The 25,290-nt window shown below is 41.4% G+C and carries 24 protein-coding genes; 8 read left to right on the top strand and 16 right to left on the bottom strand.

Annotated features, from left to right (window positions below):
- Nucleotides 1-5: 5 nt before the first annotated feature.
- From ACFSJE_RS07455 to ACFSJE_RS07440, 4 genes are all read right to left on the bottom strand, one after another.
- Nucleotides 6-728: a DUF3307 domain-containing protein gene (locus ACFSJE_RS07455; RefSeq protein ID WP_379830359.1), complete on the bottom strand. Its 723-nt coding sequence runs from the start codon at nt 726-728 to the stop codon at nt 6-8.
- On the bottom strand, nt 725-1,324 hold the full coding sequence (locus tag ACFSJE_RS07450; protein WP_379830358.1) for a transcriptional regulator: 600 nt from the start codon (nt 1,322-1,324) through the stop codon (nt 725-727). Before ACFSJE_RS07450 ends, ACFSJE_RS07455 begins: the two co-directional genes overlap by 4 nt.
- Nucleotides 1,325-1,500: 176 nt before the next feature.
- Nucleotides 1,501-1,947, bottom strand: a complete 447-nt coding sequence (locus tag ACFSJE_RS07445; protein WP_379830357.1) for a hypothetical protein — start codon at nt 1,945-1,947, stop codon at nt 1,501-1,503.
- Between the two features lie 104 nt (nt 1,948-2,051).
- On the bottom strand, nt 2,052-2,240 hold the full coding sequence (locus ACFSJE_RS07440; RefSeq protein ID WP_379830356.1) for a hypothetical protein: 189 nt from the start codon (nt 2,238-2,240) through the stop codon (nt 2,052-2,054).
- A 529-nt stretch (nt 2,241-2,769) separates the two neighbouring features.
- Here ACFSJE_RS07440 and ACFSJE_RS07435 point away from each other — a divergent pair.
- Nucleotides 2,770-3,489 (top strand): hypothetical protein, encoded by a 720-nt coding sequence (locus ACFSJE_RS07435; RefSeq protein WP_379830355.1) that lies wholly within the window; start codon nt 2,770-2,772, stop codon nt 3,487-3,489.
- 433 nt (nt 3,490-3,922) lie between these two features.
- Here the strand turns inward: ACFSJE_RS07435 and ACFSJE_RS07430 are convergent, their stop codons facing one another.
- From ACFSJE_RS07430 to ACFSJE_RS07410, 7 genes are all read right to left on the bottom strand, one after another.
- The gene (locus ACFSJE_RS07430; RefSeq protein ID WP_379830354.1) at nt 3,923-5,353 is read right to left on the bottom strand and encodes an SLC13 family permease; all 1,431 of its coding nucleotides are present in this window, start codon (nt 5,351-5,353) and stop codon (nt 3,923-3,925) included.
- A gap of 93 nt (nt 5,354-5,446) precedes the next feature.
- Entirely contained in the window at nt 5,447-7,228 is a 1,782-nt protein-coding gene (locus ACFSJE_RS18700; protein ID WP_417398486.1) for a TonB-dependent receptor plug domain-containing protein, read from the bottom strand.
- A gap of 107 nt (nt 7,229-7,335) precedes the next feature.
- The gene (locus ACFSJE_RS18695) at nt 7,336-7,872 is read right to left on the bottom strand and encodes a TonB-dependent receptor plug domain-containing protein (RefSeq protein ID WP_417398487.1); all 537 of its coding nucleotides are present in this window, start codon (nt 7,870-7,872) and stop codon (nt 7,336-7,338) included.
- The gene (locus ACFSJE_RS18690) at nt 7,802-8,395 is read right to left on the bottom strand and encodes a carboxypeptidase-like regulatory domain-containing protein (protein ID WP_417398485.1); all 594 of its coding nucleotides are present in this window, start codon (nt 8,393-8,395) and stop codon (nt 7,802-7,804) included. Before ACFSJE_RS18690 ends, ACFSJE_RS18695 begins: the two co-directional genes overlap by 71 nt.
- A 161-nt stretch (nt 8,396-8,556) precedes the next feature.
- The gene (gene lysS / locus ACFSJE_RS07420) at nt 8,557-10,248 is read right to left on the bottom strand and encodes a lysine--tRNA ligase (protein ID WP_379830353.1); all 1,692 of its coding nucleotides are present in this window, start codon (nt 10,246-10,248) and stop codon (nt 8,557-8,559) included.
- Between the two features lie 64 nt (nt 10,249-10,312).
- The gene (locus tag ACFSJE_RS07415; RefSeq protein WP_379830352.1) at nt 10,313-10,855 is read right to left on the bottom strand and encodes a thioredoxin family protein; all 543 of its coding nucleotides are present in this window, start codon (nt 10,853-10,855) and stop codon (nt 10,313-10,315) included.
- A gap of 99 nt (nt 10,856-10,954) precedes the next feature.
- Nucleotides 10,955-12,007, bottom strand: coding sequence for a response regulator transcription factor (locus tag ACFSJE_RS07410; RefSeq protein ID WP_379830351.1), 1,053 nt, complete (start codon nt 12,005-12,007; stop codon nt 10,955-10,957).
- A gap of 88 nt (nt 12,008-12,095) precedes the next feature.
- On the opposite strand from ACFSJE_RS07410, the gene ACFSJE_RS07405 reads away from it, so the two are divergent.
- Nucleotides 12,096-12,251 (top strand): YqaE/Pmp3 family membrane protein, encoded by a 156-nt coding sequence (locus ACFSJE_RS07405; RefSeq protein WP_379830350.1) that lies wholly within the window; start codon nt 12,096-12,098, stop codon nt 12,249-12,251.
- A gap of 6 nt (nt 12,252-12,257) precedes the next feature.
- Here ACFSJE_RS07405 and ACFSJE_RS07400 read toward each other — a convergent pair whose 3' ends face one another.
- Nucleotides 12,258-12,686, bottom strand: coding sequence for a lipocalin family protein (locus tag ACFSJE_RS07400; RefSeq protein WP_379830349.1), 429 nt, complete (start codon nt 12,684-12,686; stop codon nt 12,258-12,260).
- 229 nt (nt 12,687-12,915) lie between these two features.
- Between ACFSJE_RS07400 and ACFSJE_RS07395 the strand changes: the two genes are divergently transcribed.
- The 5 genes from ACFSJE_RS07395 (at nt 12,916) to ACFSJE_RS07375 (ending at nt 17,620) form a co-directional block, all read left to right on the top strand.
- Entirely contained in the window at nt 12,916-13,656 is a 741-nt protein-coding gene (locus ACFSJE_RS07395) for a hypothetical protein (protein WP_379830348.1), read from the top strand.
- A 32-nt stretch (nt 13,657-13,688) separates the two neighbouring features.
- The gene (gene lipB / locus ACFSJE_RS07390) at nt 13,689-14,405 is read left to right on the top strand and encodes a lipoyl(octanoyl) transferase LipB (protein WP_379830347.1); all 717 of its coding nucleotides are present in this window, start codon (nt 13,689-13,691) and stop codon (nt 14,403-14,405) included.
- Nucleotides 14,406-14,834: 429 nt separating this feature from the next.
- Complete coding sequence (locus tag ACFSJE_RS07385) at nt 14,835-15,554, top strand: DUF1963 domain-containing protein (protein WP_379830346.1); 720 nt, start codon at nt 14,835-14,837, stop codon at nt 15,552-15,554.
- Nucleotides 15,555-15,675: 121 nt separating this feature from the next.
- Nucleotides 15,676-16,497 (top strand): hypothetical protein, encoded by an 822-nt coding sequence (locus ACFSJE_RS07380; protein ID WP_379830345.1) that lies wholly within the window; start codon nt 15,676-15,678, stop codon nt 16,495-16,497.
- Between the two features lie 85 nt (nt 16,498-16,582).
- Nucleotides 16,583-17,620, top strand: a complete 1,038-nt coding sequence (locus ACFSJE_RS07375) for a serine hydrolase domain-containing protein (RefSeq protein ID WP_379830344.1) — start codon at nt 16,583-16,585, stop codon at nt 17,618-17,620.
- A gap of 9 nt (nt 17,621-17,629) precedes the next feature.
- Here ACFSJE_RS07375 and ACFSJE_RS07370 read toward each other — a convergent pair whose 3' ends face one another.
- From ACFSJE_RS07370 to ACFSJE_RS07355, 4 genes are all read right to left on the bottom strand, one after another.
- The gene (locus tag ACFSJE_RS07370; RefSeq protein WP_379830343.1) at nt 17,630-18,322 is read right to left on the bottom strand and encodes a TapB family protein; all 693 of its coding nucleotides are present in this window, start codon (nt 18,320-18,322) and stop codon (nt 17,630-17,632) included.
- Between the two features lie 26 nt (nt 18,323-18,348).
- Entirely contained in the window at nt 18,349-19,671 is a 1,323-nt protein-coding gene (locus tag ACFSJE_RS07365) for an OmpA family protein (RefSeq protein ID WP_379830342.1), read from the bottom strand.
- A gap of 123 nt (nt 19,672-19,794) precedes the next feature.
- Nucleotides 19,795-22,248, bottom strand: a complete 2,454-nt coding sequence (locus ACFSJE_RS07360) for a ribonuclease HII (protein ID WP_379830341.1) — start codon at nt 22,246-22,248, stop codon at nt 19,795-19,797.
- A 29-nt stretch (nt 22,249-22,277) separates the two neighbouring features.
- Entirely contained in the window at nt 22,278-22,874 is a 597-nt protein-coding gene (locus tag ACFSJE_RS07355; RefSeq protein WP_379830340.1) for a ribonuclease HII, read from the bottom strand.
- A 150-nt stretch (nt 22,875-23,024) separates the two neighbouring features.
- On the opposite strand from ACFSJE_RS07355, the gene ACFSJE_RS07350 reads away from it, so the two are divergent.
- Nucleotides 23,025-25,121: a putative porin gene (locus ACFSJE_RS07350; protein WP_379830339.1), complete on the top strand. Its 2,097-nt coding sequence runs from the start codon at nt 23,025-23,027 to the stop codon at nt 25,119-25,121.
- The last annotated feature ends 169 nt before the right edge of the window (nt 25,122-25,290 follow it).

Genomic DNA, 25,290 nt, shown 5'->3' with positions numbered 1-25,290 from the left:
TTTATTTAGAGGAGTGAGGTCAAATAACTGTAGGCTACTCCCGATAGAATAGCAAATCCGAAACTCAGAAGGGTTCCAATAAGGACGTATTCGGTAAGTTTTCGGTTTTTGCCTTTGTTGAGGTCTCCAAACCGGAAGACGGATTTGGCGGCAATCAATAATCCAATGGCGGCCCATTGTTGAATCAAGATAAATCCGAAGACAAAAAGGCGTTCCAACATACCAATGTAGGTGCCGGCATTTTTTAGGGAACCCCCTTCGGTGGATTCATCATCCTTCGCAATTTCATCAATATAGGGAGCCAACAGCATGCGCATAAAAATGCCGCAGACGTATGTGACAAAGACCAAAAAAGTAACCAACAGCAGCGTCTTCTCGCCGAATAAGGCGGTGAAATCAATTTCAAAAGGTGAAATCCAGTAGATCATGGCCGCGATGACGAGAATATGTAGGATTTGGTCCACCACGAAAAGCCAGCGGTAATTTTTCTCGTTGGTAAGGCTGAGTTTACCTATATCAATGAGGAAATGGGAAATCACAATGATGGCTACCGCACCCAAATATTGAAACTGCAAGATGAGCAGTAGGGTCAGCAGATGTACGCCAATATGCCAATAGAGAAATTTGGATTTCCACTTGTTTTGAAGTTTATCCTCTACCCAATGACCGGGCTGCAGGACAAAATCACCTATAAAGTGTGCCAAGATAAGTTTAAGGGCCAGTATCATAATTGGGTGAGTTGCGATTTGTAGAATTGAATCATTTTTTGGACTTCATCAAAGCCAGCCTTGTTCAACTCCTCACTGATATTCCCTTGGGATTTATGGAGTTCGGCAGCCAGTTGTTTTTGGTTCATTTTTGGATGTTCAATAGCGCTTTTCACCGTTTTGGAAATGGCGGGTGTCCAATCGTCCATGGTAAGAAGGGCTAGTTCCAACATCAGGGTAATGTTTGTGTCAAAATCTGAGTTAGCCGTTTTTAGGCCCAGATGTTGCTTTTTGAGATTTTCGAAACATTCCCCTGAATATACAAAAGCAGGTCCATTGGACTCCGTTATTTTTTCGCCATCATACGTTTTCTCGCCAATTCCGATGGCTATCCGTACATCCAAATTACGAATCTGCTTGAGAGCTGCTTTTATATATACGGCAGCTTCCAAAGCATCTTCTGGATGTGTCTCCAATTGAAAACTATCACCTCGGTAAATTTCCCAAGATTTGGGTTCTTTCCCATATTTACCCAAGGCCTCTTTTAATAGGGGCAACCATTTGGTGGTTTTATGAGCTGATGAGTTTTTGATGTCTCCCGTAAGTATGGCAACCATGTATTCGTATTAAAAATATCCGTTAATCAGCAGATATATACAAATATCTGTAAAAAAGCAGATATATACAAATATCTGTAAAAAAGCAGATAATTTAATGTGATATTCTTTTCCTAGCACAAAAAAAGAAGCCGCGCCCATGGCAGGCGCGGCATCTAAAAAATCAACAAAAAACACTATCCTCTTCTTCCGCTCTCCTGCATTTTCTTTTTGCCATGATGCGCTTTAGCGAATCGTAGTTTTTTCCAAGTTTGGTATTGCTCATCATTCAATACCTCTTTCATTTTTTCTTGATGTGCAATTTGATGATCCAATCGTGCATTCTCCATATCAAATCGCTCTTCAGGTGTGGGTCTTTTCCATTCGCCACTTTCTCTCATGGCCTTCATTTCTTCCCACTTGGCCTTTCTTTGCTGTGCAACATCCAAATTTATGGTCATGACCTTTTGTTGTTGTGCTTTGGTCAAATCCAGAGCCAAGGTCATTTGTTTGGTCTGCAATGTGGCCATCTGTTCCGCGGTCATGTCCATTTTAGGACCTTTTCGCATTCTATGACCCTGTTGTTCTTGCGCTAGGGCACCCAAGGAGACCAAAAGTGCCATTGCAACTACTAATCGTTTCATATGTTTAAACTTTAATGATTTAGTATTTGGACATCAATAGAATCCAATAGTTTAATCATTAAGTCAACATTTATGAAGCTTTTAACAGCGGGGGAGCGAAGAACTTATTGTTGTTCTTCCTGGAAATCGGTTTGGGGCTTTTCCGGGTCTTCGGTGTTGTGAAATTGAGTTTCAACAACTGTTTCCGAACTGATGTGTTCTTGGAAGTCATCCTGTTGTTCCACACCATAATAGATGAGGGATGCAAGTACAAAACAGGAAAAATAGATGAGGCTTTTTGCTTTGTAGGTCATGATTTTTGAGATTTGGTACTACTAAAATAGTCAAACCCCCTATTAATCTGCACGATATGTTGCGAAACGCTCCTAATTCGATGTGAATAGGACGAAATGTATGGTATAATCGATAAACGGTAAGGTTTAACAGTGTGAAACCAAATCTGGTATTAATTTCCTACAATGGTATAGGAATATTTTGCCGTAGAAGGGGTGGGTAATGATTTTGCCCTTTTTCAAACACGAAATATAAAACTTCATTTCTGCAATTGTTCTGCTCTTTGGGGTAAAGTTTGAGGGTTAACGGTTTCATTCTGGGCTAAAAATCATGAAAACAGATTGTTAAATAATTCCCAAAGACAACTTTTTTTACAAAATGGTCAAAACTTCGGCAGTCCTGTGTTTTATTGATACTTTCCGCTGTAAGGCTATGTTTTATGGGGGTTCAGGGGAATCCAATTTTCGTAAAAAAATCTAAAAGAGTGTAACATTTTAGATTCATGCTAGTCTTATAAGCATATCATCAATCACAAAATTCAATCAAAAAATGAACAAGTTATTATTAATTTATGGTTGTGTACTTTTAAGTAGTTCCGCCATAGCAAGTGACCAACAAAGGAATCTGGTTACCGACACAGAAACAGAGACCACAAGTACTTTAGAAAATCAATTTACAGCGTTGAACATCAATGCTGAGTGGAGTGAAACAAATTTCTCCGATGGAAATCGTGAAGGTTTTTATGAACTGAATTTGGATGAAATAGTTTTTATTGAAGAAGATGATGTAGATCTTGGTTTTGATACCGCAGATTATCTTCCCGAGGATTTTGATCCTTATAAAACCTATTTTGATTTGAATTCCATCATATACCTCAAAAGCGAAGTTGAACAAGAGCTTGGATTTAACACCGAGCCCTATTTGCCAGAAGGTTTTGATCCTTACACCCAAGTGGTGGATGTACATGGCATCAATTACATGGAAGATGAGGACATGGATTTGGGATTCAATACCCAAGATTACCTTCCAGAAGGATTCTCACCCTATGAAGTTTATGTAGATCTAGACGCCATTCAATATATTGAGGATGAAGTGGAATTGAAACTCGGTCTGAACAGCACTTATGAGTTGCCAGAAGGTTTTGATCCTTACACCGATGTAATTGAAGTGACTTCCATCAACTACATGGAAGACGAAGAAATAGAGTTGGGTTTTGATACTTCCAAGTATCTCCCAGAAGGTTTTGACCCCTACGCGAGGTCATACTAGTAGGATGTTTTAGTTTTCATTTTACAAATTTTTGAGTTAGTTAGTTAGAAAAGCCCTCCTTTGGAGGGTTTTTTATATGAAACTCAATTTTTCTGCGTTAGATAATAGTGTAAGGTGTTGGTTAACAAAAAAATAACACTGAAAAGCCACTTGGCGTAAAAGCAAAGAAATTTGATTAACGCTAGCAATCTTACAGGTTTTGGAAGTAAGTGTTATCAGTTTTGCACTGAATCTGAAAAAGTACTGAAAAGTTTGGGTTTGGCGATGCTAAGTCGTTCGTTAACAAAAATCTAATTGTGAAAATCTTCACTGTAAAGGGTCATACCTTTGTGGTATAAAAGCATATAAGAATAGAGTTGAGTTAGTTTCTTACTATTTTTTTGAGTTAGTTAGTTTGTCAATGGCGCCTCCAATTGGAGGCGCCATTCATTTTTTAGAACAATAATGGTATCACAAACTGAAAAACCAAGACCAGCAAAACAACGGCAATTAGGTTTAAAATTATACCTACTCGTGCCATCTGGGCAATTTTCACATACCCACTGGCAAAGACAATGGCATTGGGTGGCGTTGCCATAGGGAGCATAAAAGCACAGCTACTGGCAATGGTCACAGGGATGAGCAAATAGAGGATGGGGATGTCCAACCCAAGGGCAATACCTGCCACCACTGGGGCCAAGACGGCAACCAAGGCCACATTGCTCATCAATTCGGTCATAAAAAGCATCAAGAAAATCAATAACGTAGCTGTAAACAAGATGCTGATTTCACTTTGGGCGATGGCATCAGCCACCATATCCACGATACCACTGGTAGACATTCCTTCGGCCAGGGCCAAACCACCGCCGAATAAAATCAATATACCCCAAGCCAGTTTGGAGGTATCCTTCCACTCAATAATGAAATCACCTGTTTTCATATTGTATGGAATGGAGAATAAGGCAATAGCTGCAAAAATACTGATCATGGTATCCGTAAGCCCCAACGACGGGAATACGGCATTGATCAATGTTCTGAAAATCCAAAGGAATACCGTAACTCCAAAAATGGCAAGGACCATTTTTTCCTTTCCAGAAGTGGGTCCGAGTTTTTCCAGTTCCGACTGAATCACCTCTTTTGAAGCATTGAACTTCAAATTCCGGTTGGGGAACATCCATTTTACCAACACCCAATAACAAATCGCAATCATGATGATGGAAAAAGGCAGTCCCAATGTCATCCATTTTAAAAAGGAAATTTCTGTATTATACTCGTTTTCCAAAAGTCCGATCAAGACCGAGTTGGGAGGTGTACCGATTACTGTGGCAATACCTCCGGCATTGGCGGAGAAGGCAATTCCCAACATTACGCTCAAGGCAAAATTTTGGTCGTCCTTGGTGAAACCATCCTCATCATTGACCAAAAGACCGATTACTGATAGGGCAATGGGCAGCATTACCACCGTAGTTGCTGTATTGCTGATCCACATGCTCAACGAAGCTGTGGCAATCATAAATCCCAAAATCACTTTGTTGGGTGTGGTTCCTGTTAACCTGATGATGTTCAGCGCTATTCTCCTGTGTAGATTTACTTTTTCCAAAGCTAGGGCCATTACAAAGCCTCCGAAGAACAGAAATACAATGGGACTTCCGTAATTGGCTCCCACTTCAGCAATGGGCAAAATCTTAAGGATTGGCAGTAATAAAAGGGGTAAAAGTGCGGTCACTGAGATAGATACCGCTTCGGTAATCCACCAAATCAACATCCAAACTGCAACAGAAATCACAGGATCCCCTTTTTCGGAAACCAGTTCAAAAGGTAAATTTACAAGAATAAGAAAGGCGATGGGCCCAAGAATCAGCCCGATTTTTTTGCTTAGTTCCATTTGAGATCCTAAGCTATGCTTTTTTATGAAATAACAAAAATAATGAAGCCCCATCACGGGGCTCCACCATCAAATAATCAAGAAAAATGTCGATTATTTTATCTTAAATGTCAATCTACCAAAAACATAACGTCCATTTTGGCCAAATTGAACCGACCTTCTGGAATAGATGAATCGACCATCGGACCTAAAAGCGGGATCGTTCTCATCCGGATACACATCCAAAAGATTGTTTGCACCCACAGTTAGGGTAACATTATCCGAAAAACTGTATCCAACGGTAAAATCAGTGATGATTTTGGCACCAAATGTATAGTCGATAGTGGGGTCGTCTTCGTTAGTGGCCTCTTGCACTTCCCCAAAGTAACCGTTACGTACAAAGAAGTTCAAATGGTCACCAATTTTTAAATTATGTGAGAGATTTCCCTTGGTTGTGGGAACCGCGGATTCCAAATAAATCCGGCTTGTGGGGTCAAAATAAGTGTCGCTTAGGCCAGCATTGGCAATAGCCTGTGGAACTTTCACTTTTTCAACCGTGGTTTCAGACAGGGTGAATGCCAAGGTATTGGTCAAAGAAACCTTGTCCGAAATATGGGCCTTATGATCTACCACAAAATCCAAACCTTTGGTTTGTGTATCCACGGAATTGGCAAAAAAGGCCGCTTGGGTGGCATTGGCTTGCTGAAACAGATTGGCCAATTCAGCATTTCCATTATCATCAAACTGACCAGTGAGAATTACACGGTCATCAATATTGATGAGATACCCATCCAGCGTGAATTTAAGATTGGCACTGGGTACTCTTGTGGTAAATCCAGCGGTTGCACCAATGGAAGTTTCTTCCTTCAGCGGTTCAATACCCAAAAGTCTTGCTACTCTAGAGGTATTCGGGAAAATTCCAACCTCATTGGGAATTCCATCCACAAAAAGGGTGGATGTTGAACTGTAATGGATTTGATGGAGTGAAGGTGCCCTAAACCCGGTTTGCCCACCACCGCGAAGGTTGAAGTTTTCTGAAATTTTTAAACGAGTGGCTACTTTAAAGTTCAAGGTTCCCCCAAAATCAGAGAAATTCTCGTACCGAGCGGCACCGCTCACCAGAATAGATTCCGTGAAATCTGCTTCTACATCAACATAACCTGCAACGGTATTTCTGAAAGCATTCACTTCGTTATCCGGCTTAAATCCAGGAAAAACCTGAATACCACCTGGCCTTGAATTGCCAAAAAAGTCGGTAGGTACCGTCGAATTCATATCTGTGGGATCATGCGGATTGCCCAAAGTGTTGTATTGGGTGTAGGAGGCTTCTTCTCCCGCCACAATGGCATAGTTTTCTACCCGATACTCCGCACCAAAGGCAATATTCAGCCCAGCCATGGTATCTTCAAAAAAGCGATTCAAATCAAAATTGGAGGTGTTTTCGCTGTAATTAAAACCACCAGAATTGGCTTCAAATGGGGTAGAATTGACCAAAGAGGCATTGTTGGAATTGGTAACATGGTACAAGAATTCGTTTTTTCCGTAGGAATTGCTAAAATCCACATTCCAATCCCCGAGCATTCCCTTAATGCCAAATGCCGCTGATTTGTCAACAATATTGGAATTGATTTCAGGTAAAAAACCATTCAGGTAGGCTGGGGTATAGCTTCTAGATTGATTGGGCAAACGATAGAAACCTGCGGCATTTCCGTTTTTAAAACTCAACCCTCCAAAGCCATAAAGTTCCAAGTTTTCATCCAGTGGAATGGAAAGATTGGCAAAAAACTGAGCGCCTCTTAATTCCGATTGGCCCACACGCATGTTGAAATCGCTTCGCTTCAATCCTCTGGCCAAAAGTTCTTGTTGGGTTACATCATTTCCGGCAATCCCTATCACTTCGTTATCACTATTGAAAGTTAGTGATGATAATATTCCAGCTTGGGAATTAATCCCATCGTTTATTCCAAAGATTTCCTCGAATGTTGTGGCATTGTTTATTGCATTTAGGTCTCTTGGCTAAAGTAATCTACCTGAGCAGCATACTGCTGCACATCAGAAATATCGCTATCCAACAGCTTTGATATATCATAACCTGAAGCATTCGCGACGCGCTCTATGGCATTGGCAGCATGAAAAATCTCTCCTTCCCAGGCTTGCATACGATTGGTCCATCCACGGAAATTGAAATTCCCCGTAAAGTTGATAAACCCACCATCTTTTCCAATAGGTAGACCGTAGTTTAAGCCCAAACTCACTTTTTCTCCATCCACTTTTCTGGTGGGACTGTGTTCACTGGTAAAATTGGCCCCAGAATTAATGTCCACTTGGAGTTCGTTAACGTTCTTTTTCAGAACAATGTTGATGACCCCTGCGATGGCATCGGAACCATATTGCGCTGCTGCACCGTCCCTTAAAATTTCAATTCTGGAAATGGAGTTGGATGGGATAGTAGTCATATCCGTACCCACGCTACCACGGCCAAAAGTTCCATTTACATTGACCAATCCGGTTTTGTGCCTCCGTTTTCCATTGATGAGCACCAAAACTTGGTCTGGCCCCAGACCTCGCAATGAAGCGGGGGGCGATGTGGTCCGTACCATCAGAAATAGTCTGTGGGTTCGATGTGAAAGAGGGTGCGGCATAGTTCAGGATCTCGGTAACGGTTACCTGCGGCGCGGATTGCACCAACTCGGCAACATCCAGCACATCAACGGGTACCGGCGTGTCCGTTGCTGTACGGTTGGCATTTCTGGAGCCCACGACCACCACATTTTCGAGTGCTAGTCCCGCTTGTAGGGTAACGTCAAGAGTATTTCCGGTTACGGTGGCTTCTTGGGAATTGAAGCCCACATAGGAAAACACCAAAATATCTCCTGTATTGGCTTGGATGCTGTAATTGCCATCAAAATCGGTGATGACGCCCGTTGTGGTTCCTTTTACCAAGACAGATGCTCCAGGCAACGGCACATTTTGGTCATCATAAACGGTTCCGGTTACCTCTTGTGCCACGGCAGCAAAACATACCAACAGCACAAAAAGGAATGTTAGTTTCATTCTTTTCATATAAATAGGTTTAAGTAAGATTAGGGGGGTATGCTGCTGGAATTTTCCCTTTTTATAAAAAAGGGGTTGGGGCAAGATAGGACTTTTTTTAAAAACGAAAACCCCTGCTTTTCAATTGAAAAACAGGGGTCTGTACTTATTTAAATGAAAATAGGTTTGTCTCAGCCCGTGTATTTGGCCAAGAGTGCATCCTCGGTTTTTTCCACTTTTAAAAGTCCATGTTTGGATAGACTTTTGGTGCTTTTGTCCCATTTTTTACCGCTGAGGCCTGCTTTTTCCTTTAAATCTGACAGGGACATTTCTCCTGCGGGTTTTAGGATATCAACAATGGCTTTTTCCTCTTCGGTAAGCTCCACTTTTTTCTTTTCAGGACGCATTTGCGGGAAGAACAACACTTCTTGAATGGATGAATTGTTCGTCATCAGCATCACCAAACGGTCTATTCCAATACCAATTCCTGAGGTGGGAGGCATTCCGTATTCCAAAGCTCGCAAAAAGTCTTGGTCAATGAACATGGCCTCATCGTCTCCTTTTTCTGAAAGCTTTAATTGCTCTTCAAAACGTTCCCGCTGATCAATAGGGTCGTTCAACTCCGAATAGGCATTGGCCAACTCTTTTCCGTTCACCATCAACTCAAAACGTTCGGTAAGTTTTGGATTGGAACGATGTTCCTTGGTCAATGGACTCATTTCTTTGGGATAATCCGTAATGAATGTGGGCTGGATGTAATGGTGCTCACATTTTTCACCAAAAATCTCATCAATCAATTTACCGACACCCATGGTTTCATCCACTTCAATGTTCAGCTTTTGGGCGGTTTCCCGGAGTTGGTCCTCATCCATATCGGCCACATCATAGCCTGTATGAATCTTGATGGCCTCCAAAATGGGAACCCTAGGGTAAGGCGCTTTGAACTCAATCTCATGGTTGCCTACTTTTACTTTGGAACTTCCAGTAGCATCAACCGCAACTTTTTCCAATAGTTTTTCGGTGGTTTCCATCATCCAATTGTAGTCCTTGTACGCCACATACAATTCCATTACGGTAAACTCTGGGTTGTGGGTGCGGTCCATTCCTTCGTTACGGAAATCCTTCGAGAATTCATATACACCATCAAAACCGCCAACGATTAATCGTTTTAGGTAAAGCTCATTTGCAATCCGCAAATACAACGGAATGTTCAAGGCATTGTGATGGGTCAAAAAGGGACGTGCAGCCGCTCCTCCCGGGATTGGCTGTAAAATGGGAGTTTCTACTTCCAGATAACCACGCTCATTGTAAAACTCACGGATGCTATTGGTGATTTTTGTCCGTTTGATGAAGGTTTCCTTCACCTGTGGGTTTACCACCAAATCCACGTACCGCTGACGGTAGCGCAATTCTGGGTCGTTAAAGGCATCGTACACTTTTCCTTCGTCATCTACCTTAGGTAGGGGAAGGGGTCTTAATGCTTTGCTTAAAAGCGAGAAGTTCTTGACCATCACGGTCATTTCCCCTACTTGCGTTTTGAACAATTCCCCTTCAATACCGATAATATCCCCGATGTCCAACAACTTTTTGTAGACTTCGTTGTACAGGGTTTTGTCTTCACCAGTACAGATTTCATCCCGATTAAAATACACCTGTATTTTACCTTCACTGTCCTGCAACTCAGCAAAGGAAGCTTTTCCTTGGATTCGGCGCGACATCAATCTACCGGAAATGACCACCTTCTTTCCTTCTTCAAAATTGCCCTTGATGCTCTTGGAAGTAGCGTCAACGGGGTACAAAGCAGCCGGATAGGGGTCAATGCCCATTTCCCTTAATTTGGTCAATTTTTCTCTTCGAACGATCTCTTGTTCCGATAGTTGCATAGCTGTAAAAAAATTAAAGCGCAAAATTACACTTTTGCGCTTTAATTCCCTTCCCCAGTCGGTTTTATTGTGCGTAATTGGGTTTGTAAGGTCGGTTTTGCACTATTTGGGCGATGTCTTCCTCCAAAGATGCAATAGGACGTTCCACAATTCGGTTGACTTCCTTTCCATTTTTATAGAAAATCATGGTTGGAACTTTAATGATGTTCAATCCTTTTTCTTCGCCAGTTGGACTTTTTTTGTACTGCGCTGCTCTGCGGTCCAGTGCGATGATTTCCAGTTGTTCCATGGGATAATCGGCAGCTTCCAAGATTTTGATGAACCGAGGTGTTTCCCGTTTGCTGTCGCCGCACCAAGTGCCTAAAAACAACTTGATGTTGTATTGAGCCAAGTCTTTTTTGAATAACTCCACAAGTGTTTTATCCACAGCGTAGGTTTTCATTCCCTGATGAAACCACTGCTGGTAAGGTTCAGTATGGAGGCCATCCAAATTGATTTTGCCCACCATGAATTTTCGGCCATCTTCTTGAACAATTTCTTGGTTGAATTCTTGGGAAAAGACCAGTGCCGTGCAAAGCACCAATAGAATTGTACATAGGTGTTTCATGATTTTTCGATTTTAAGATTTGAACCGAAAATTCACTAAAAATGGGGCGTGGAAACAAAGTTTAGGGATGGAAATGGGGACTAGACCCCCGGTTGATTTTTACTTTTTAAAGAGCACCACAATCTCTTCGCGAGAGGAAACTTCCAATTTTTTGTAGAGATTATTGATATGGGTTTTCACCGTGCTGAGGCTTACAAAAAGTTCCGTTGCGATTTCTTTGTTGCTCTTTTCCTGAAGGATATGGTCAACTATTTTTTGTTCTTGCGGAGTGAGTTTGGACCACAACGATTTGGCCCGAAGCCTGACGTTCATTTTGCGGGAAGCCACCAAATACATGTTGACCAGTAAGGAAATGATCAAAAGGCCAATCAAGAAATAGTTGAAGTAGCTCGTTTTTGGGGAATGAAAGGAGGCCAGCTCCTTATCGGTGGCAATTTCGGCGTTGTATTCTTGGGTGAAACTTGCGTTGGCGTAGGCCTCATTCAAACGATGAAAGAGCTCATCGTAATAGGAATTGTTCGAGACATCTTGAAGGTAATAGGAATAGGTCTCGTTCCGTTTATCCGATAGGAAATCATAAATATAAAGTTCCACCAAAGGTTCTTTAGAAGCTTTTCCAAAATCCTGCAAAGTGGAAAACCATTTTTTGGTATTGAGTTTTCTACTGGCCTCACTGGGGAATTCCATAAAATCGTAGGCCATTTCGTCTTTTAAGAATTCAACTTGCAAGAGCGCGTCCGATTTTGCGTTGGTGGAAGCAATGGAGCAGAGCGATTGGTCTTCAAAAGAGGTGGGAAAATCAACGGTGTCCGTATTGTTGGCAATAAACAAAACGCTTTTGCTGTTGTTGCACTGGCCTAAAAAGTGGTTTGCTTCGGAAGTATCGGAGCAACCATCCAAATGAATGCGGTAGATTCGGTTTTGCAACGGGAGATTGTTTCCTTCAAACTGAAAATGGCCCAAAGAATCCACTTGGGTTTTCTTCACAATCTGATCCAGATAAATTCTTGAAGATTTGCGATAATCCTCAACCAAAGAAAGGTAAATGGTGTTGCCTGAATTGATTTCCGATACCTCACCCGAAAAATGATATTGCGCAAAAAGCCCGGCATGGGTCAGTAAAAGCGAAAAAAGGACAAAAAACCGCATCATAAAATCATTTTGTTTTGAAAATACGGGTCTGGTGTAACAAAAACGTGGATTAAGGTACTAATAAGTATCATCAATCAAAATTAGTACCATGAGTTTTTGGAGAGTCCTTTTGGCTATTATTTTCCCTCCCCTCTCCGTAATCGGAAAGGGTTGTGGGTCTTTTCTTATTGTGTTATTGCTGACTTTTTGTGGATGGGTGCCAGGCGTAATCGCCGCTCTGGTTATCCTCAACAATCCAAATTAGGCCAGATTATTCTTTTTCCCAGATTATTGAGCCACTGGTGGAGCCGCTTGAATACATTAAAATGAGCTCGGTTTGGGTAAGTTTTCCAATTTCAAAACTACCAATTCCCAAAATCCCATCACCGCCAACTTGTAGACCAGCTGAAGTGGTGGCCGTTGCTTCAATAAAAGTGTATGTTCTGGTGGCCAACCCATCGGTGGTGCAATTGCTTTCATACCATTCCAACTGTAGATCATCCGAGGTCAGGAACTCTAGAAAAGAATCACTTTGGCAATCCTCTAAATTTACCTCTGAACCATTATTTGTTCCTGCGGTCAAGTACCATTTTCCCATCAATAGTTCCAAGGGAGTAAGGTCTGGACCCGCATCATCATCGGAACTACAGGAGAGTATAAATAGGGTGAAAAGGCAGAATAAAAATTTTGAGGTTTTCATGGGGTGCTATTGATTTTGAGGTTCTTAAAGCATTAAATATAACGGAACCAAGGGGTTTTTATGGTAATCAGCGGCCGGTTTTCGTTCAACGAATGATTCTCTAAAGAGAAAACCCGGGATTAGCGTTACTAAATTTTGGCAAAAGTTGTGGTTGTTTGCGCATTATGGTATTTTTAGCGCTTTGCAATTACCCGCTAAATGCGGGTGCAATCAATCTAAAACTGTTTTTATGAAAAAAATCCAAATCTTAGCCCTAGCACTTATAGCTGTGTTTACCTATTCCTGCAATTTTACGGAAGAGATTCATTTACAGGAAGATGGTTCCGGGAAGCTCTCCATAAATTTTGATGGTTCTGAACTGATGGAAATGGCCGGGGATCAAATGATGAAGGAAAACGAAAAACCGATTGATTCCATCATTTCTTTTAAGAAGTTGTTGGAAGAAAAACACGATAGTATCGCGGAGCTTTCACCCGAAGAACAGGCAAAATTGAAAAAATTGGAGCCGTTCTATTTGCATATGATCATGAATCCCGAGGACAAGGTGATGAAGTTTGACCTGTTCAGCGAATTCAAGGATGTGAATGAGGTAAACGATGCCTTCAACACCTTCAGGGAAGCAAGCCTGATGGGCCCAAAAAGTCAGCCCGAACAAGCTACACCCGTGCCCATGTCCGAGCAATCCACGGAGGTTACCTATGCCTTCAGCAAAAATACCTTTTCAAGGACGGCCAAAATCGTAGACCAGGAATTATTCCAACAAAATATAGATAGTCTTCAGGGAACCGAAATGTTTCTTTCCGGGTCCACGTACACCTTAAAATATCATTTTCCGAGAAAAGTGAAATCCACCACCGTCGAAGAAGCCACTTTTAGTGCAGATGGAAAAACCATGATTTATGAGGTCTCCTTTTTGGAAATGATGAAAGACCCCAAACTTTTGGATATTGAGGTGGAATTGGAAGAATAGTTTGTGAGCCGCAAGCTTCGTATCTTTGTAGCATGAACAAAAAGGTTGATCTACAGGATTTGGGACACAAACATTTCAAGGAAACTTGGGATTACCAGGAATTGTTGTTCCAAGAAATCATTGACACCAAAATCAAGAACAGGAGGGAAGGGACCCACACTGAAACCTCCAATCACTTTTTGTTTGTGGAACACCCCCATGTCTACACCTTGGGAAAAAGCGGGGACATCAATAATTTATTGGTGGATGACAAGGCTCTCGAACAAAAGGGAGCGACTTTTTATAAAATCAATCGCGGGGGCGACATTACCTACCACGGCCCTGGACAGGTGGTGGGCTATCCCATTTTGGATTTGGACAACTTCTTTACCGATATCCATAAATACCTTCGTTTTTTGGAAGAAATGGTGATTCGCACGTTGGCCGAATATGGCTTAAAAGGCGAACGCTCCGAAGGAGAAACCGGCGTTTGGTTGGATGTGGGCACACCCTTTGCCCGAAAAATCTGTGCCATGGGTGTACGTGCCAGCCGTTGGGTGACCATGCATGGTTTTGCCCTGAACGTAAACACTGATTTGGGCTATTTTGACCTGATGATTCCCTGTGGTATCAAGGACAAAGCCGTTACCTCATTGAATGTGGAACTGGGCCAAAAACAGGTGGATGTAGAAGAGGTGAAAGCGAAACTGCTCAAGCATTTTCAAGTACTTTTTGAAGCCGAGTTGGTTCGGGAGAAGACCGAAGTTTAAATTTTTTCCATTCATCAATCCTTAATAGGAACCCATCAATTCTGGCTGGATTTTTCCCTTGAAAAATTCTAACTTCATGCCTGTCTGCCGATAGGCAGGTATCTGTGCTGAACTTGTTTCAGTATCGGGCGATATAAATCATTAAAACCGATTCATATCTTATAACGATACGTGTAACACCCCAACCTCCTACATATTTAACTCCATCCATCAATCTAAACCACCCATAGATCAATTGACCTGGATTTATTATTTCAAAAAAAGTTAATCTCGCATAGCGGTTCTGTCCATTCAACAGTGTCAGGAATGTATAGGCAGAATTAAACGCTGAAAAATTATACCATTATTATCTAAAAAGTGGAGGAAGTTGAAATTCAACGCGTATGGGGGTCGTTAAAAAAAATGGCCTATAGGCCAATACTTGACAAAATGGATTGTCGACCCCGCTTCTCCATACATTCAAAATACAATGGATATCCCTATCTGCAAAGTCCAACTGATTGGCCATTATGCACTATGTGCGGCAATTTAATGCCGCTGGTTTTTCAGCTTAACCTATCGGAAATCCCAAGTATAAGGCCAGAAAATGCCCTAATTCAGTATTTTGAGTGCGTCACTAGAGATTTGGCCGGTTCCACATGCGAGTTGGGTTATCCCAAAAACAACAGTTCTTTGGTCAGAAAAGTAAAAATCACTGTACCACCGATTCAAGTCCCCGTAGATTTTAGTTCACTCTTTAGCGTGGAAGATTCGTTTTCCAAGCTAATGCTTAAAAAGATATCCCTAGAACATAAAATTGTGGGATGGCAACCTTTTGATGATTATCCCAGCCTTGTTGATGTTAATGCAAAAATGGAATACTTGACTGCTTATATTGGTGAAGATGCATTGGATTTTCTGTGGGAGAATTTGGAGGTATTGGAAAAAATTGAAAATAAGCACTGTAGCTCTGAAGATAAATTGTTCGGGTACCCCCATTGGAGCCAAACCGAATGTTATCCCAAAAAAATGTCGGAGGAAATAGAACTTCTTTATCAAATCAATGGCTTTGTAACCTCCGCTAGAAGTTCAATTGCGTTTAGGGACGGAGAAAGAGGGATGTTTTTTCAGACCGATGACTTAAAGGATATTGTTTTTACCACAGGATAGAAAACCTGCTACAATAAAAATAAAGATGACTATCCATCAATCTAAACCACCCATAGATCAATTGACCCAGTTTTTTTGGTGACAGCTCTGCTACCTTCATCCCATACCTTAATGAAAAATTATGAAAAGTGTATGTACAGGGTTGATGGTGCTATGTGGTATTTTAAGCACAATGGCACAAGAGGATAGTTTTGAAAAACGACTCAAGTTAGAGGTCCTCGACCAAAGCACCATTGAACGTTGGGACTTTGGTGCAACCTCCATTTCCTGTCTTAGTGATGGCCTGTGGGAACATGTACTTCCAAAATCTACCCAGGGCACTGATAAAATTATCCTCAATCGGAATGAATTGAACTATTTTATGGAACTGGATGGAATCAAAATCAAAACCAAGACTGGACCCATTTCAAAACCCGAACATTGGGAAAACCGATTTGGAAAGCAAGTCCAAACATTGACTTTAAGCAAATCCTTGACTTTTTTGGCCATCAAAGGGGGTAAATTGGAGCAATTTTCGATAGACACCTTGGTTGGGGTGCAATACGCCACTTATTATCCTCATGGGGAATTGGATGTTCCAGACAAGCACGGCGTTCCCATCATTTTTCAACAAGAAAATGAGTTTGATGAACATTCTCCTGTGCTGCTGGTGTCATCAACTTTCATGAATCACATCGACCTTAATGAAGCTAAAGTGCATAGAGAAACCGTAGTTTCTGGTTCGGAGGATATGTCAGGTACACGTTATTGTATTGGCTTGGATTTTAATGGCGATGGTCAACTTGAAGTTTTGATGTACAATGAAACAATTCATGACCATTTATCAGACGAGGGAGATGAAAGTCTTGTCAGCGAGAGCTCCATTATTGGATTGTACTATAAAAATCAGTGGTACAGAACCTCCATTTGGGAAATAGGCATGGATGGTTTGGAAGGGTTTTGAATATTTACCAATCTCAAGCTATTCCATTTATACCTTCTCAGTGTAACAATTTTATTTTGCTCCTCTCTTTGATAAAAAGCTAAGAATGAACAGAAAAGTTACATTCTCCTTCGCACTGGCAGTAATGTGTTTATACATCACTTTTGCTCAACAAATTAGCATTCCAGATGAGAATACAGTAAAGGCCTTGATGAAAAAATATCATGTTCCAACGGTTGGGATTGGAATTATAGAGGAAGGAGAGATACAGTCGGCGAATGTGTATGGAACTATGGATGACAATTCAGAAGCATCGATACATACACTTTTTAATATTGCATCGCTCACCAAGCCGTTGGTTACGCAACTTACGTTGCAACTCGTAAGCAATGGTGTATGGAATCTTGACAGCCCATTATACCCATACTGGGTAGATCCAGATGTGGTGTCAAGCCCCTATCATAAAAAGCTTACCACAAGGATTGTGCTTGATCATACCACAGGATTGCCCAATTGGAGGGGGCATGAACCAGAGGGTAAATTGACATTTGCCTTTGAACCGGGAACTCAATGGAAATATTCAGGCGAAGGTTTTGAATATCTCAGAGAAGCTTTGGAGCACAAATTTAAACAACCTATCGAACAATTGGCCGACAGTCTTCTCTTTGAACCTTTGCAGATGAACGATACACGGTTTTATTGGGATGAAAACATGAATTCAAAACTGTATGCCAATAGGCATAAAGAAGATGGAGCACCTTATCCATTGGAAACATGGAATGCTGCCAATGCATCCAATTTGGTGCTTACTACCATAACAGATTATTGTCGGTTCGCTATTGGAGTGCTGCACTCCTTCGGATTAAAAAGTGATATAGCCGAAGAAATGGTAAAACCTCAATATCGTTTTGAGAATAAAAATGAATTTGGGTTGGGATGGTTGCTTATAAAAGACTTGGATAATGATGAATATGCCCAGATACATACAGGGAGTAATCCGGGCATACATACTATTATTATTCTGTTTCCCAAGTCAGAAAGTGGCATAGTTATTTTTACCAATGGTGACAATGGAAGTGCCCTATATAAAGAGTTGATAACATCTTCTTCTATCCTAGGAAAAGAAGTAGTGGAACGAATGTAAAACCTTTTTTTATTTACTGAACGCGGTCAATACGGAACTGTTCGTTAAATCTCCTCTTTTGTTATAGGATTCCTGTTTTACCATACCTATTCCCTCGGCTAACCATACGCGCGACGGAAAGGTCTGGTTGGCCATCATCATTTTGCTCTTGGTTTCGCTATAGATCACAAAGCAGTCAAACGTTCCGGCAGGGGTGGTCACACTTTCTTTTTTTTCCACTTTTCGGTTGATGGTCTCCACGTTCATGTTCATATTCATTACACCGCTCATTTTCATTTTGACGTTTACATTTCCATCGGGGAGTTCCTGGCCTACATTCAAATCATTGGGCCATTCTACATCCGTTCCAGAAATATCCATTTCAACATCACCCATTTGAGCCAACATCTGTTCGTTCATCAAGGATTTAAAATCTACCTTGACCACATTGCCATCACAAGCTACATCATATTCAGAAGAATAGGTATTGCCTTTTTGGTCTTCCATATCCATGACCATTGTGGCAGAAATGTTATCGCCGGAACCATTAACATTGGTCACTTTATAGGTCAGTTTGCCGTCTTCCTTTCCTTTTTTGTTATAGTTGGTGTATTGAAAGCTGGCACCTTCCACCATAGTATAATATTGGCTACAACTGGTCTGTGCCTTAGCGGTATTGACTGAAAAAAATAGTATTATAAGTAAAAGAAAATAGTATTTCATGAGATTGATTAAAAATGGTTATGTTATTATTGTTTTATGAATTCTACGCGTCGGTTTTGTGCCTTGCCATCAGGCGTTCCGTTGTCGGCTACAGGTTCACTTTCACCCTTTCCTTCCGATGATAATCTATCGGCGGAAACTCCATATACAGACACAAGTGCATTTTTAACGGATTCCGCACGACTTTTAGATAGTTTTAGATTGTTTTCATCAGAACCATCGGCATCGGTATGGCCAACAATTTTGAGTTTCATGGAAGGTTCTTGGGCCAATACTTGTGAAATTTGAAGAATAACACCCATGGATTGTGGTTGAAGATTGGCTGAACCTACATCAAAAAGAATCCCGTTAGTGGACACTTTTCCTTCGGCAAGTAACTTTCTCCGCAAATCAACACCGCCTTCGGCCACTTTAAGGTTAGATATGAATATTTTTTCCTTGCCGTCCTTTAAACCATTTACATTGAACTTAAGGGTGCTCAGTTTGCCTGCAGGAACCATCTGTGGAATGTCCACATATTTTTCCTCGTTTACCCAAAGCCGGAACCTTGTCTTGTTCACGGCAATGGAAATATGTGGTTGATTAAGGACTGCATTTCGGATATCCGCCTTAACGCCACTGTTAATGGTTGATCCTTCTCCGCGAGCATAGTTTCTATTGTGTATGCTGAACACGGCATATTGCCCAACAGGAATCCAACTTTTGGCATAATGGTCGCCATCATCAAAGTTTTTGTCATCGGAAAGCATAACCTCGATTCCGGCTGTTGATGAAGTCTGTTTATCCACACCATAGGCGAACAGGTCGAACTCTATAGTATATTCCTCGGGCAAATCTGGCATGTTGGGAACATAATGTATCCCGTAACCGGGAATCAACTCCATCCAGCGTTGGGGCGAATTGTCTATGGTAACTACCTCTCCACTACCATTGGTGTTCCATTTAGAGGGGAAATCACCGATAAAATCGTTGGCAAAATCATCAAAGAATAGAAGTTTATCGCCAGGAACGTAGTCGAACTTACTGTAAACGGTTATGGTTTTTTCTGCGGAAGCACTTGGAGTATTTGAATTTGAGTTTCCTCCAGAATTGGCGCTTGTGTTGTTCGGGTTGTCATCTCCGGGATTTCCCGTGTTTGGCGATTGGTTACCACCGGAACCGGGTTCCAAAATACTATCCAGGGCTTGGTCTGTTTTTTTGCTGGTTTCGTTCTCCACCCTTCTTTCAACAGTTCGCTCTGCAGCTCTTTCGGCCTTTTTGGCCAACTTTTTCAAGAATTGTGCATTCATCGTGGAACCGACCATAAGTGCAATGATAAAACTGATGAAGGTCTTACTTGAGGTTTTCATTATAGTGTTCTATAGTTTAGGTTTTTAAAAGCAATTCTATCTAAATTACCCAAAAACCTTCCTAAGCACACTTAAAAATGTGTAACTCGTTTAAACCATTGTATAAGCCGCAAAGAGGAAGCTTTAATTTATCTTGTAGACAATAATAGAATTATCTTGATCCTTGGCCACCAACTCCAGTTTCTTATCGTTGTCCATGTCCGTGAGGTCAATTAAGGAACTTCCATAAACGGGGAAATTGGAAATGGGCTCAGCCTGACTGTCGTACAGATAAATCTTCTGGTTTTGGATATCCGTGACGCTTACATAGATCTTATCGTAGATATAAAATATTTTAGGCTTGGTATAAACGCCCAAATCCAGCTCCACTTTCTTTCCTTTAATGCTCAGCACATTGTCGTCCATCAATACCAAGGTATTGCTTGTGGCATACATACCGTGGTCTTTGTTCAGGTTGAAATTGGTGGCCGTGAGCTTTCCGTTGGTATCAATCTGATGTAATACCCCTGTTTTGTTAGTCACCGTAATCTTGTTTTTGTACAGGAATGCCTCATTGGAAGAGAAATCTATTTTTTCAGCAACCTTAATTCGGTCATTTCCTACCCGATGTAAAATTTTAATGGTATTGTCTTCCAATCGAAACACCAAATAATCCCGATTCCCCACTCTAAAGTGTTGGGGAATGCCCAGAATAGGACTTGATGCTTCGGTAAATTTGAACCCGCTGACAATTTTAGCCTTGTTGTTGTACATAAAGACTTTCTTACCTTGGGTGATCACAAATCGATAATCCTTGTTGCCATCATAGTCAAATACGGCCAATGGGTTAAGGTTCCCACCCTCAAAATCAATTTTAAATGGGGGGACATCATCACCGTTGCGGTCCACAATCATAAATTGATTGTTGGTACAAAACGCCAATTGAAGTCGGCCATTCCTATAAATATCCACTTGTTGAATAGGGGCTTGTATGCGACCTTCCAACTGTTTTGTCCATAAAACCTTGCCTTCTGTTGAGATAAGATAAAGCACATTGTTCTTGTCCTGGACTACAATTTCTTGTTTGTTGGTCCTGTGATTTTTGACAAACAGCGGGTCTATCGCCAAATCGGTGTCCAGTTCCAAAGTGAACAATGGAGTTACTGTGTTGTTCTCTACCGTTTTTCCAATTTTGGAGACCAATAGATTAAGGTGTGCAAAATCGGTGTCGCCCACCAGTTGACCTGCAAAAGTATAATCCTCCAAATCGGCATCTTTGATGGATTCAAAGAGGTCTGGGGCCAATTCCTTTTCGGCGAAAAGGTCAATCCCTGTATCATTTGCCACAAATAGCATACTGGATTCACTGGCCAAAGGAGCTTTAGCCGTTTGGTAAAGGGGACTGTTGCTGAACGAAGAAGTACCGTTATGATTACTTATGATGGTCTGAAGCGACTCTTTATCCTCCGAAAAGACAAAGCTGTTTTCCAAGATCACACAAAAGTTCGATTCAAATCCCGAAATCAATGGAGCAAACCCTTCATTTAGGAAATTCTTGTTCTGTAACTCCATTATTTCGCTGCCCTGATAGCTCTCCGAAGAAGCCTTGCTACTGTCTAGAAAATCAAAGAGACTATCGGTCCCGTAGGAATTGAGCAAAACTACCTTTTGATTGTTCAGGTAGATGACACCCACTTCCTCAATGGTATTGAAAAGGGAGTCTACCGGTTTTATGCGGTCAAAATAGGTATTTTGATTCTTTGCAAAGACTTGGTAATCATCAAAAGTATAAGAAATCACCGCTTGTGCATTCAGTGGGGCAAGTGCAGGTGTTTTGTTGGTCAAGGGTGATGTCCCTTTGAAAAGATTGACAAAATTTTTGGTGGAATCCGAGGCTATGGCAATTCCATTGAGACTTACTTCATCAGAATTAGCGGTAAAATCCAAGGAAATCCATTCGGAGAATGGTTTGTCCGTATCGGTTTCCTCCTTTAAGGAGAGCAAGGATGCATTGCTGCCCAAATTCATGAAGACAGTACCCGATTTATTGGCCGCTGTGGTCTCGTACAGTTTCTCCAAAGTGGGGTCCACCGCAGTGCTTTCTTTGGTTCGAACCATATTTTCCATCAACAATCTAGAGGAGGTCAAAATGATTTCCTTCTCGCCCGGCATTTGAAAAACCTCATTGCCATCCAAAGTATATTTGGTGATAGTAGCGTCTTCGTATTGAAGCGTTTCTACCGTCTTATTGCTGACCTCTTCCACGTTAAAGATTTCCGGTTTTTTTTTGGCGACAAGGATAAAATCATAGTTTCCCTTGCCCACTTCATAAAGTCCCAAAACACAGGTGGCGTCGGTAGAAAGATAACTCAAGTCATCCAACTTGTCCAAGACCTCTTTATAAACTGGAAAGCCTTTTGTCTTTGTCAAGAAAGCATTGTTTTTGAGCTCGCTCTTAAAATTAGGCAGGTTGGTAATTTTAATCACCAGTGCCGGATTGGGTGGGAGGTGCTCCAACAGGGAGTCTTTGGTTTTGACCTCAGTTTCACAGGAAAGGATAAAAAGTGCAAGCAAGCAGAACAGTACCTTATATCTCATGGTTGAAGTTTGACACAAAGTTAGGGTTTTTAAATATCCAACGTTAACTGTTCCGGTAGCTGTCTGAAGCTTTTTCGGTGGTATTTGGTAAGACCGAACTCCTTAATGGCTTCCCTGTGCTCCTTGGTGGGGTATCCTTTGTTTTTTTTCCAGTTATACATGGGGAATTCCTCATGTATTTTCGCCATGTATTCATCCCGATAGGTCTTTGCCAATATTGAAGCGGCTGCAATGCTCATATACTTGCCATCACCTTTAATAATACATTCATGAGCAATGGACGGGTAAGGCTTAAAACGGTTTCCATCCACCAAAATAAAACTCGGAACTTTTTCCATGGCATCCAATGCGCGGTGCATGGCCAAAAAAGAGGCGTTTAAAATGTTGATCTCGTCAATTTCATCCTGAAAGACATGGCATACGGAAAAGCAGACGGCCTCTTTCTCCAAGATGGGCCGAAGGCCTTCTCGTTTTAATTCGGACAATTGTTTGGAATCGTTCAATATGCCATTGGTGAAACCCTCCGGAAGAATGATGGCCGCGGCGGTAACAGGTCCCGCCAAGCAGCCCCTTCCGGCTTCATCGGTCCCAGCCTCATTTGGATATTTGTAAAGGTCCTTAAGCATATTGTCCTAGATGGACTGAAAGATAAGACCTGCTCTTTTGAAGGCCAAATATGTGCCAAGGTTTTCAAGATTTGGTAGGTTTTTTGATGGGAAAGTTTTCACATTTGTTTAAAAACAAAACGTATACCTTTGCCCCAGCAATACCATGGAATGAGATTGATACTGTTTACCCTGCTGTTTTTGCTGGGTCAATTTTTATTTGCACAACAAGACTCTTTGCCTCCCCAGAAAGAAGTGGATTCAATGAAGGTGGAGACCTTGGATTCCGTGAGAATCAAACAAAAGGACTCCTTAAATGTTGTAAAAAAGGATTCCGTGCAGACCATGCAAAAGGACTCCCTTTCCCAAGATACTATCCCAAAAGCCGACAAGAGATTTATTAGAAGCCAAAAAAAAGTAGAGGTTGTAGATTCTGTTTTCATTGAAGACTATAAAATTGTCTCCTATGCAAGGGACACCACTTTTTTAGATACCACCCTCACCATTTTTAAGGAATACAAATACAATTATCTCCGTAAAGATGATTTTGAGCTGATGCCCTTTGCGAACATGGGACAGCCATACAATGAGTTGGGAAAAACATTTTCAAAAAACTCCTATTATCCTCGAATCGGTGCCACTGCGAAGCATCCCAGGTATTTTGAGGTGGAGGACATCAAATATTATAATGTGCCCACTCCCATCACGGAGTTGATGTTCAAGACCTCTATGGAGCAAGGACAATTTTTGGATGCCTTGTTGACATTCAATCTATCAAAGCGATTCAATGTGTCGGTGGCCTATAATGGTTTTAGGTCATTGGGGAAATATCGGTTTGAGCAAGCGCAGTCGGGTATCTTCAGTACCACCATGAATTATAGCACGGAAAATGGAAGGTATAGTCTTAGGGGCCATATTGCGGCGCAGGATATAGAAGGGCAAGAAAATGGGGGGCTATTGGACCGTGAGCAATTTGAAGGGGACTTGCCAGATTTTCAAGATCGCTCCAAGATTGATGTTCGATATACTGATGCCAACAATAGAATATTGGGCAAACGCTACTATTTGGACCACCTCTATAAACTGGTCAACCATAAAAGGGACTCAACAGATTTGAATCCAACCTCACTGGCGATAGGTCATGAGTTCAGCTATGAGACCAAGTTCTATGATTTTACGCAAACCAGACAGAATAATGCCTTTGGGGATGAACCCTTTTTGGTGCCCATTGAAGATAGGGCGAGATTAAAGACGATGTTCAACAAGGGAAGTGTTCAATTTTCAAATAGAACCTTGGGAAAGGTGACGGGAAGTGTTGGCCTCTATACCTATAATTATTTTTTCAACAGTATTCTTATAACGGATGAGGGCACCATTCCAAATAAATTGGAAGGCGAAGAGATTACGGTGGGAGGGGAGTGTTCCAACAATTTTGGGCGCTTGTCCTTAAAAGGCAATATCAACTATACCATTTCAGGTGACCTGACCGGGAATGTGTTGAATGCTACGGCCAACTATCGCATAAATGACAACATTTCCGTGTTGGGAGGAATCCACATCTCATCCCGTATGCCAGATTTCAATTACCTGCTGTATCAAAGTGACTATCGCAATTTTAACTGGTACAATCTGGATACTTTTGAAAAGCAGCAGACCCAGACCATAAAATTTGGGCTCGATTCAAAATGGCTCGGACGGATAGAGGCGGAGTATAGTGCCTTGGACAATTATACCTATTTTGCATCCACGGCCACCCAAGAGCAGATTGATGCTGCCCAGGAAACCGCTTTTGTGAAACCGTTCCAAGAAGCAAATACCATCAACCATTTAAGGGCAAAATATACAAAGGAGTTCAAATGGCGTAAATGGGCATTGATGAACACGGTCCTTTACCAAGATGTTACCCAAGACAACCAAGTGTTGAATCTGCCACAGGTGGTAACTAGGAATACCTTGTATTTTTCAAGTGATGTGTTTAAAAAAGCCATGTTCTTGCAGACAGGGGTTACTTTTAAATATTTCACCTCCTATAATATGAATGCCTATAATCCTTTGTTGGGTGAATTCTACATTCAAAACAATGAAGAATTGGGAGGCTATCCGTTGCTTGATCTTTTTATCAATGCCAAGGTTAGGCAAACACGGATTTATTTGAAGGCGGAACATCTAAATTCTATTTTTATGGAACCGAATTATTATTCGGCACCTAACTATCCTTACAGGGATTTTGTGATTCGTTTTGGGCTGGTTTGGAATTTCTTTTCATAGGAGGAATTAAATTGTACTTGATAAACAGTCACTTATAATTTTCTGCATTTTTTTCGAAAAAAATAAGCCAAAACATTTTGCGGAGAAGAAATAACCTTCTTATATTTGCACCCGCTTAGCTGATAAGGCAGGGCGTTTTCAGGGAGTGATTTGGTCGACGAGGCCAATT

The sequence above is a fragment of the Flagellimonas iocasae genome (assembly GCF_042682725.1).
In the GTDB taxonomy this organism is placed as follows: domain Bacteria; phylum Bacteroidota; class Bacteroidia; order Flavobacteriales; family Flavobacteriaceae; genus Flagellimonas; species Flagellimonas iocasae.
Note: the sequence above shows the minus strand (reverse complement) of the source record. Positions and strands in the feature narration are given on the sequence as shown.

What these genes read in the sequence shown, in the direction of transcription:
- ACFSJE_RS07375 (WP_379830344.1), top strand. Translation starts at nt 16,583, where the DNA reads ATGAACAGAAAAGTTACATTCTCCTTCGCACTGGCAGTAATGTGTTTA.
- lipB (WP_379830347.1), top strand. Translation starts at nt 13,689, where the DNA reads ATGAACAAAAAGGTTGATCTACAGGATTTGGGACACAAACATTTCAAG.
- ACFSJE_RS07455 (WP_379830359.1), bottom strand. Translation starts at nt 728, where the DNA reads ATGATACTGGCCCTTAAACTTATCTTGGCACACTTTATAGGTGATTTT.
- ACFSJE_RS07385 (WP_379830346.1), top strand. Translation starts at nt 14,835, where the DNA reads ATGGATTGTCGACCCCGCTTCTCCATACATTCAAAATACAATGGATAT.
- ACFSJE_RS07450 (WP_379830358.1), bottom strand. Translation starts at nt 1,324, where the DNA reads ATGGTTGCCATACTTACGGGAGACATCAAAAACTCATCAGCTCATAAA.
- ACFSJE_RS07365 (WP_379830342.1), bottom strand. Translation starts at nt 19,671, where the DNA reads ATGAAAACCTCAAGTAAGACCTTCATCAGTTTTATCATTGCACTTATG.
- ACFSJE_RS07355 (WP_379830340.1), bottom strand. Translation starts at nt 22,874, where the DNA reads ATGCTTAAGGACCTTTACAAATATCCAAATGAGGCTGGGACCGATGAA.
- ACFSJE_RS07410 (WP_379830351.1), bottom strand. Translation starts at nt 12,007, where the DNA reads ATGATGCGGTTTTTTGTCCTTTTTTCGCTTTTACTGACCCATGCCGGG.
- ACFSJE_RS07400 (WP_379830349.1), bottom strand. Translation starts at nt 12,686, where the DNA reads ATGAAAACCTCAAAATTTTTATTCTGCCTTTTCACCCTATTTATACTC.
- lysS (WP_379830353.1), bottom strand. Translation starts at nt 10,248, where the DNA reads ATGCAACTATCGGAACAAGAGATCGTTCGAAGAGAAAAATTGACCAAA.
- ACFSJE_RS18690 (WP_417398485.1), bottom strand. Translation starts at nt 8,395, where the DNA reads ATGAAAAGAATGAAACTAACATTCCTTTTTGTGCTGTTGGTATGTTTT.
- ACFSJE_RS07380 (WP_379830345.1), top strand. Translation starts at nt 15,676, where the DNA reads ATGAAAAGTGTATGTACAGGGTTGATGGTGCTATGTGGTATTTTAAGC.
- ACFSJE_RS07440 (WP_379830356.1), bottom strand. Translation starts at nt 2,240, where the DNA reads ATGACCTACAAAGCAAAAAGCCTCATCTATTTTTCCTGTTTTGTACTT.
- ACFSJE_RS07350 (WP_379830339.1), top strand. Translation starts at nt 23,025, where the DNA reads ATGAGATTGATACTGTTTACCCTGCTGTTTTTGCTGGGTCAATTTTTA.
- ACFSJE_RS07395 (WP_379830348.1), top strand. Translation starts at nt 12,916, where the DNA reads ATGAAAAAAATCCAAATCTTAGCCCTAGCACTTATAGCTGTGTTTACC.
- ACFSJE_RS07415 (WP_379830352.1), bottom strand. Translation starts at nt 10,855, where the DNA reads ATGAAACACCTATGTACAATTCTATTGGTGCTTTGCACGGCACTGGTC.
- ACFSJE_RS07405 (WP_379830350.1), top strand. Translation starts at nt 12,096, where the DNA reads ATGAGTTTTTGGAGAGTCCTTTTGGCTATTATTTTCCCTCCCCTCTCC.
- ACFSJE_RS07370 (WP_379830343.1), bottom strand. Translation starts at nt 18,322, where the DNA reads ATGAAATACTATTTTCTTTTACTTATAATACTATTTTTTTCAGTCAAT.
- ACFSJE_RS07445 (WP_379830357.1), bottom strand. Translation starts at nt 1,947, where the DNA reads ATGAAACGATTAGTAGTTGCAATGGCACTTTTGGTCTCCTTGGGTGCC.
- ACFSJE_RS07430 (WP_379830354.1), bottom strand. Translation starts at nt 5,353, where the DNA reads ATGGAACTAAGCAAAAAAATCGGGCTGATTCTTGGGCCCATCGCCTTT.
- ACFSJE_RS07360 (WP_379830341.1), bottom strand. Translation starts at nt 22,248, where the DNA reads ATGAGATATAAGGTACTGTTCTGCTTGCTTGCACTTTTTATCCTTTCC.
- ACFSJE_RS07435 (WP_379830355.1), top strand. Translation starts at nt 2,770, where the DNA reads ATGAACAAGTTATTATTAATTTATGGTTGTGTACTTTTAAGTAGTTCC.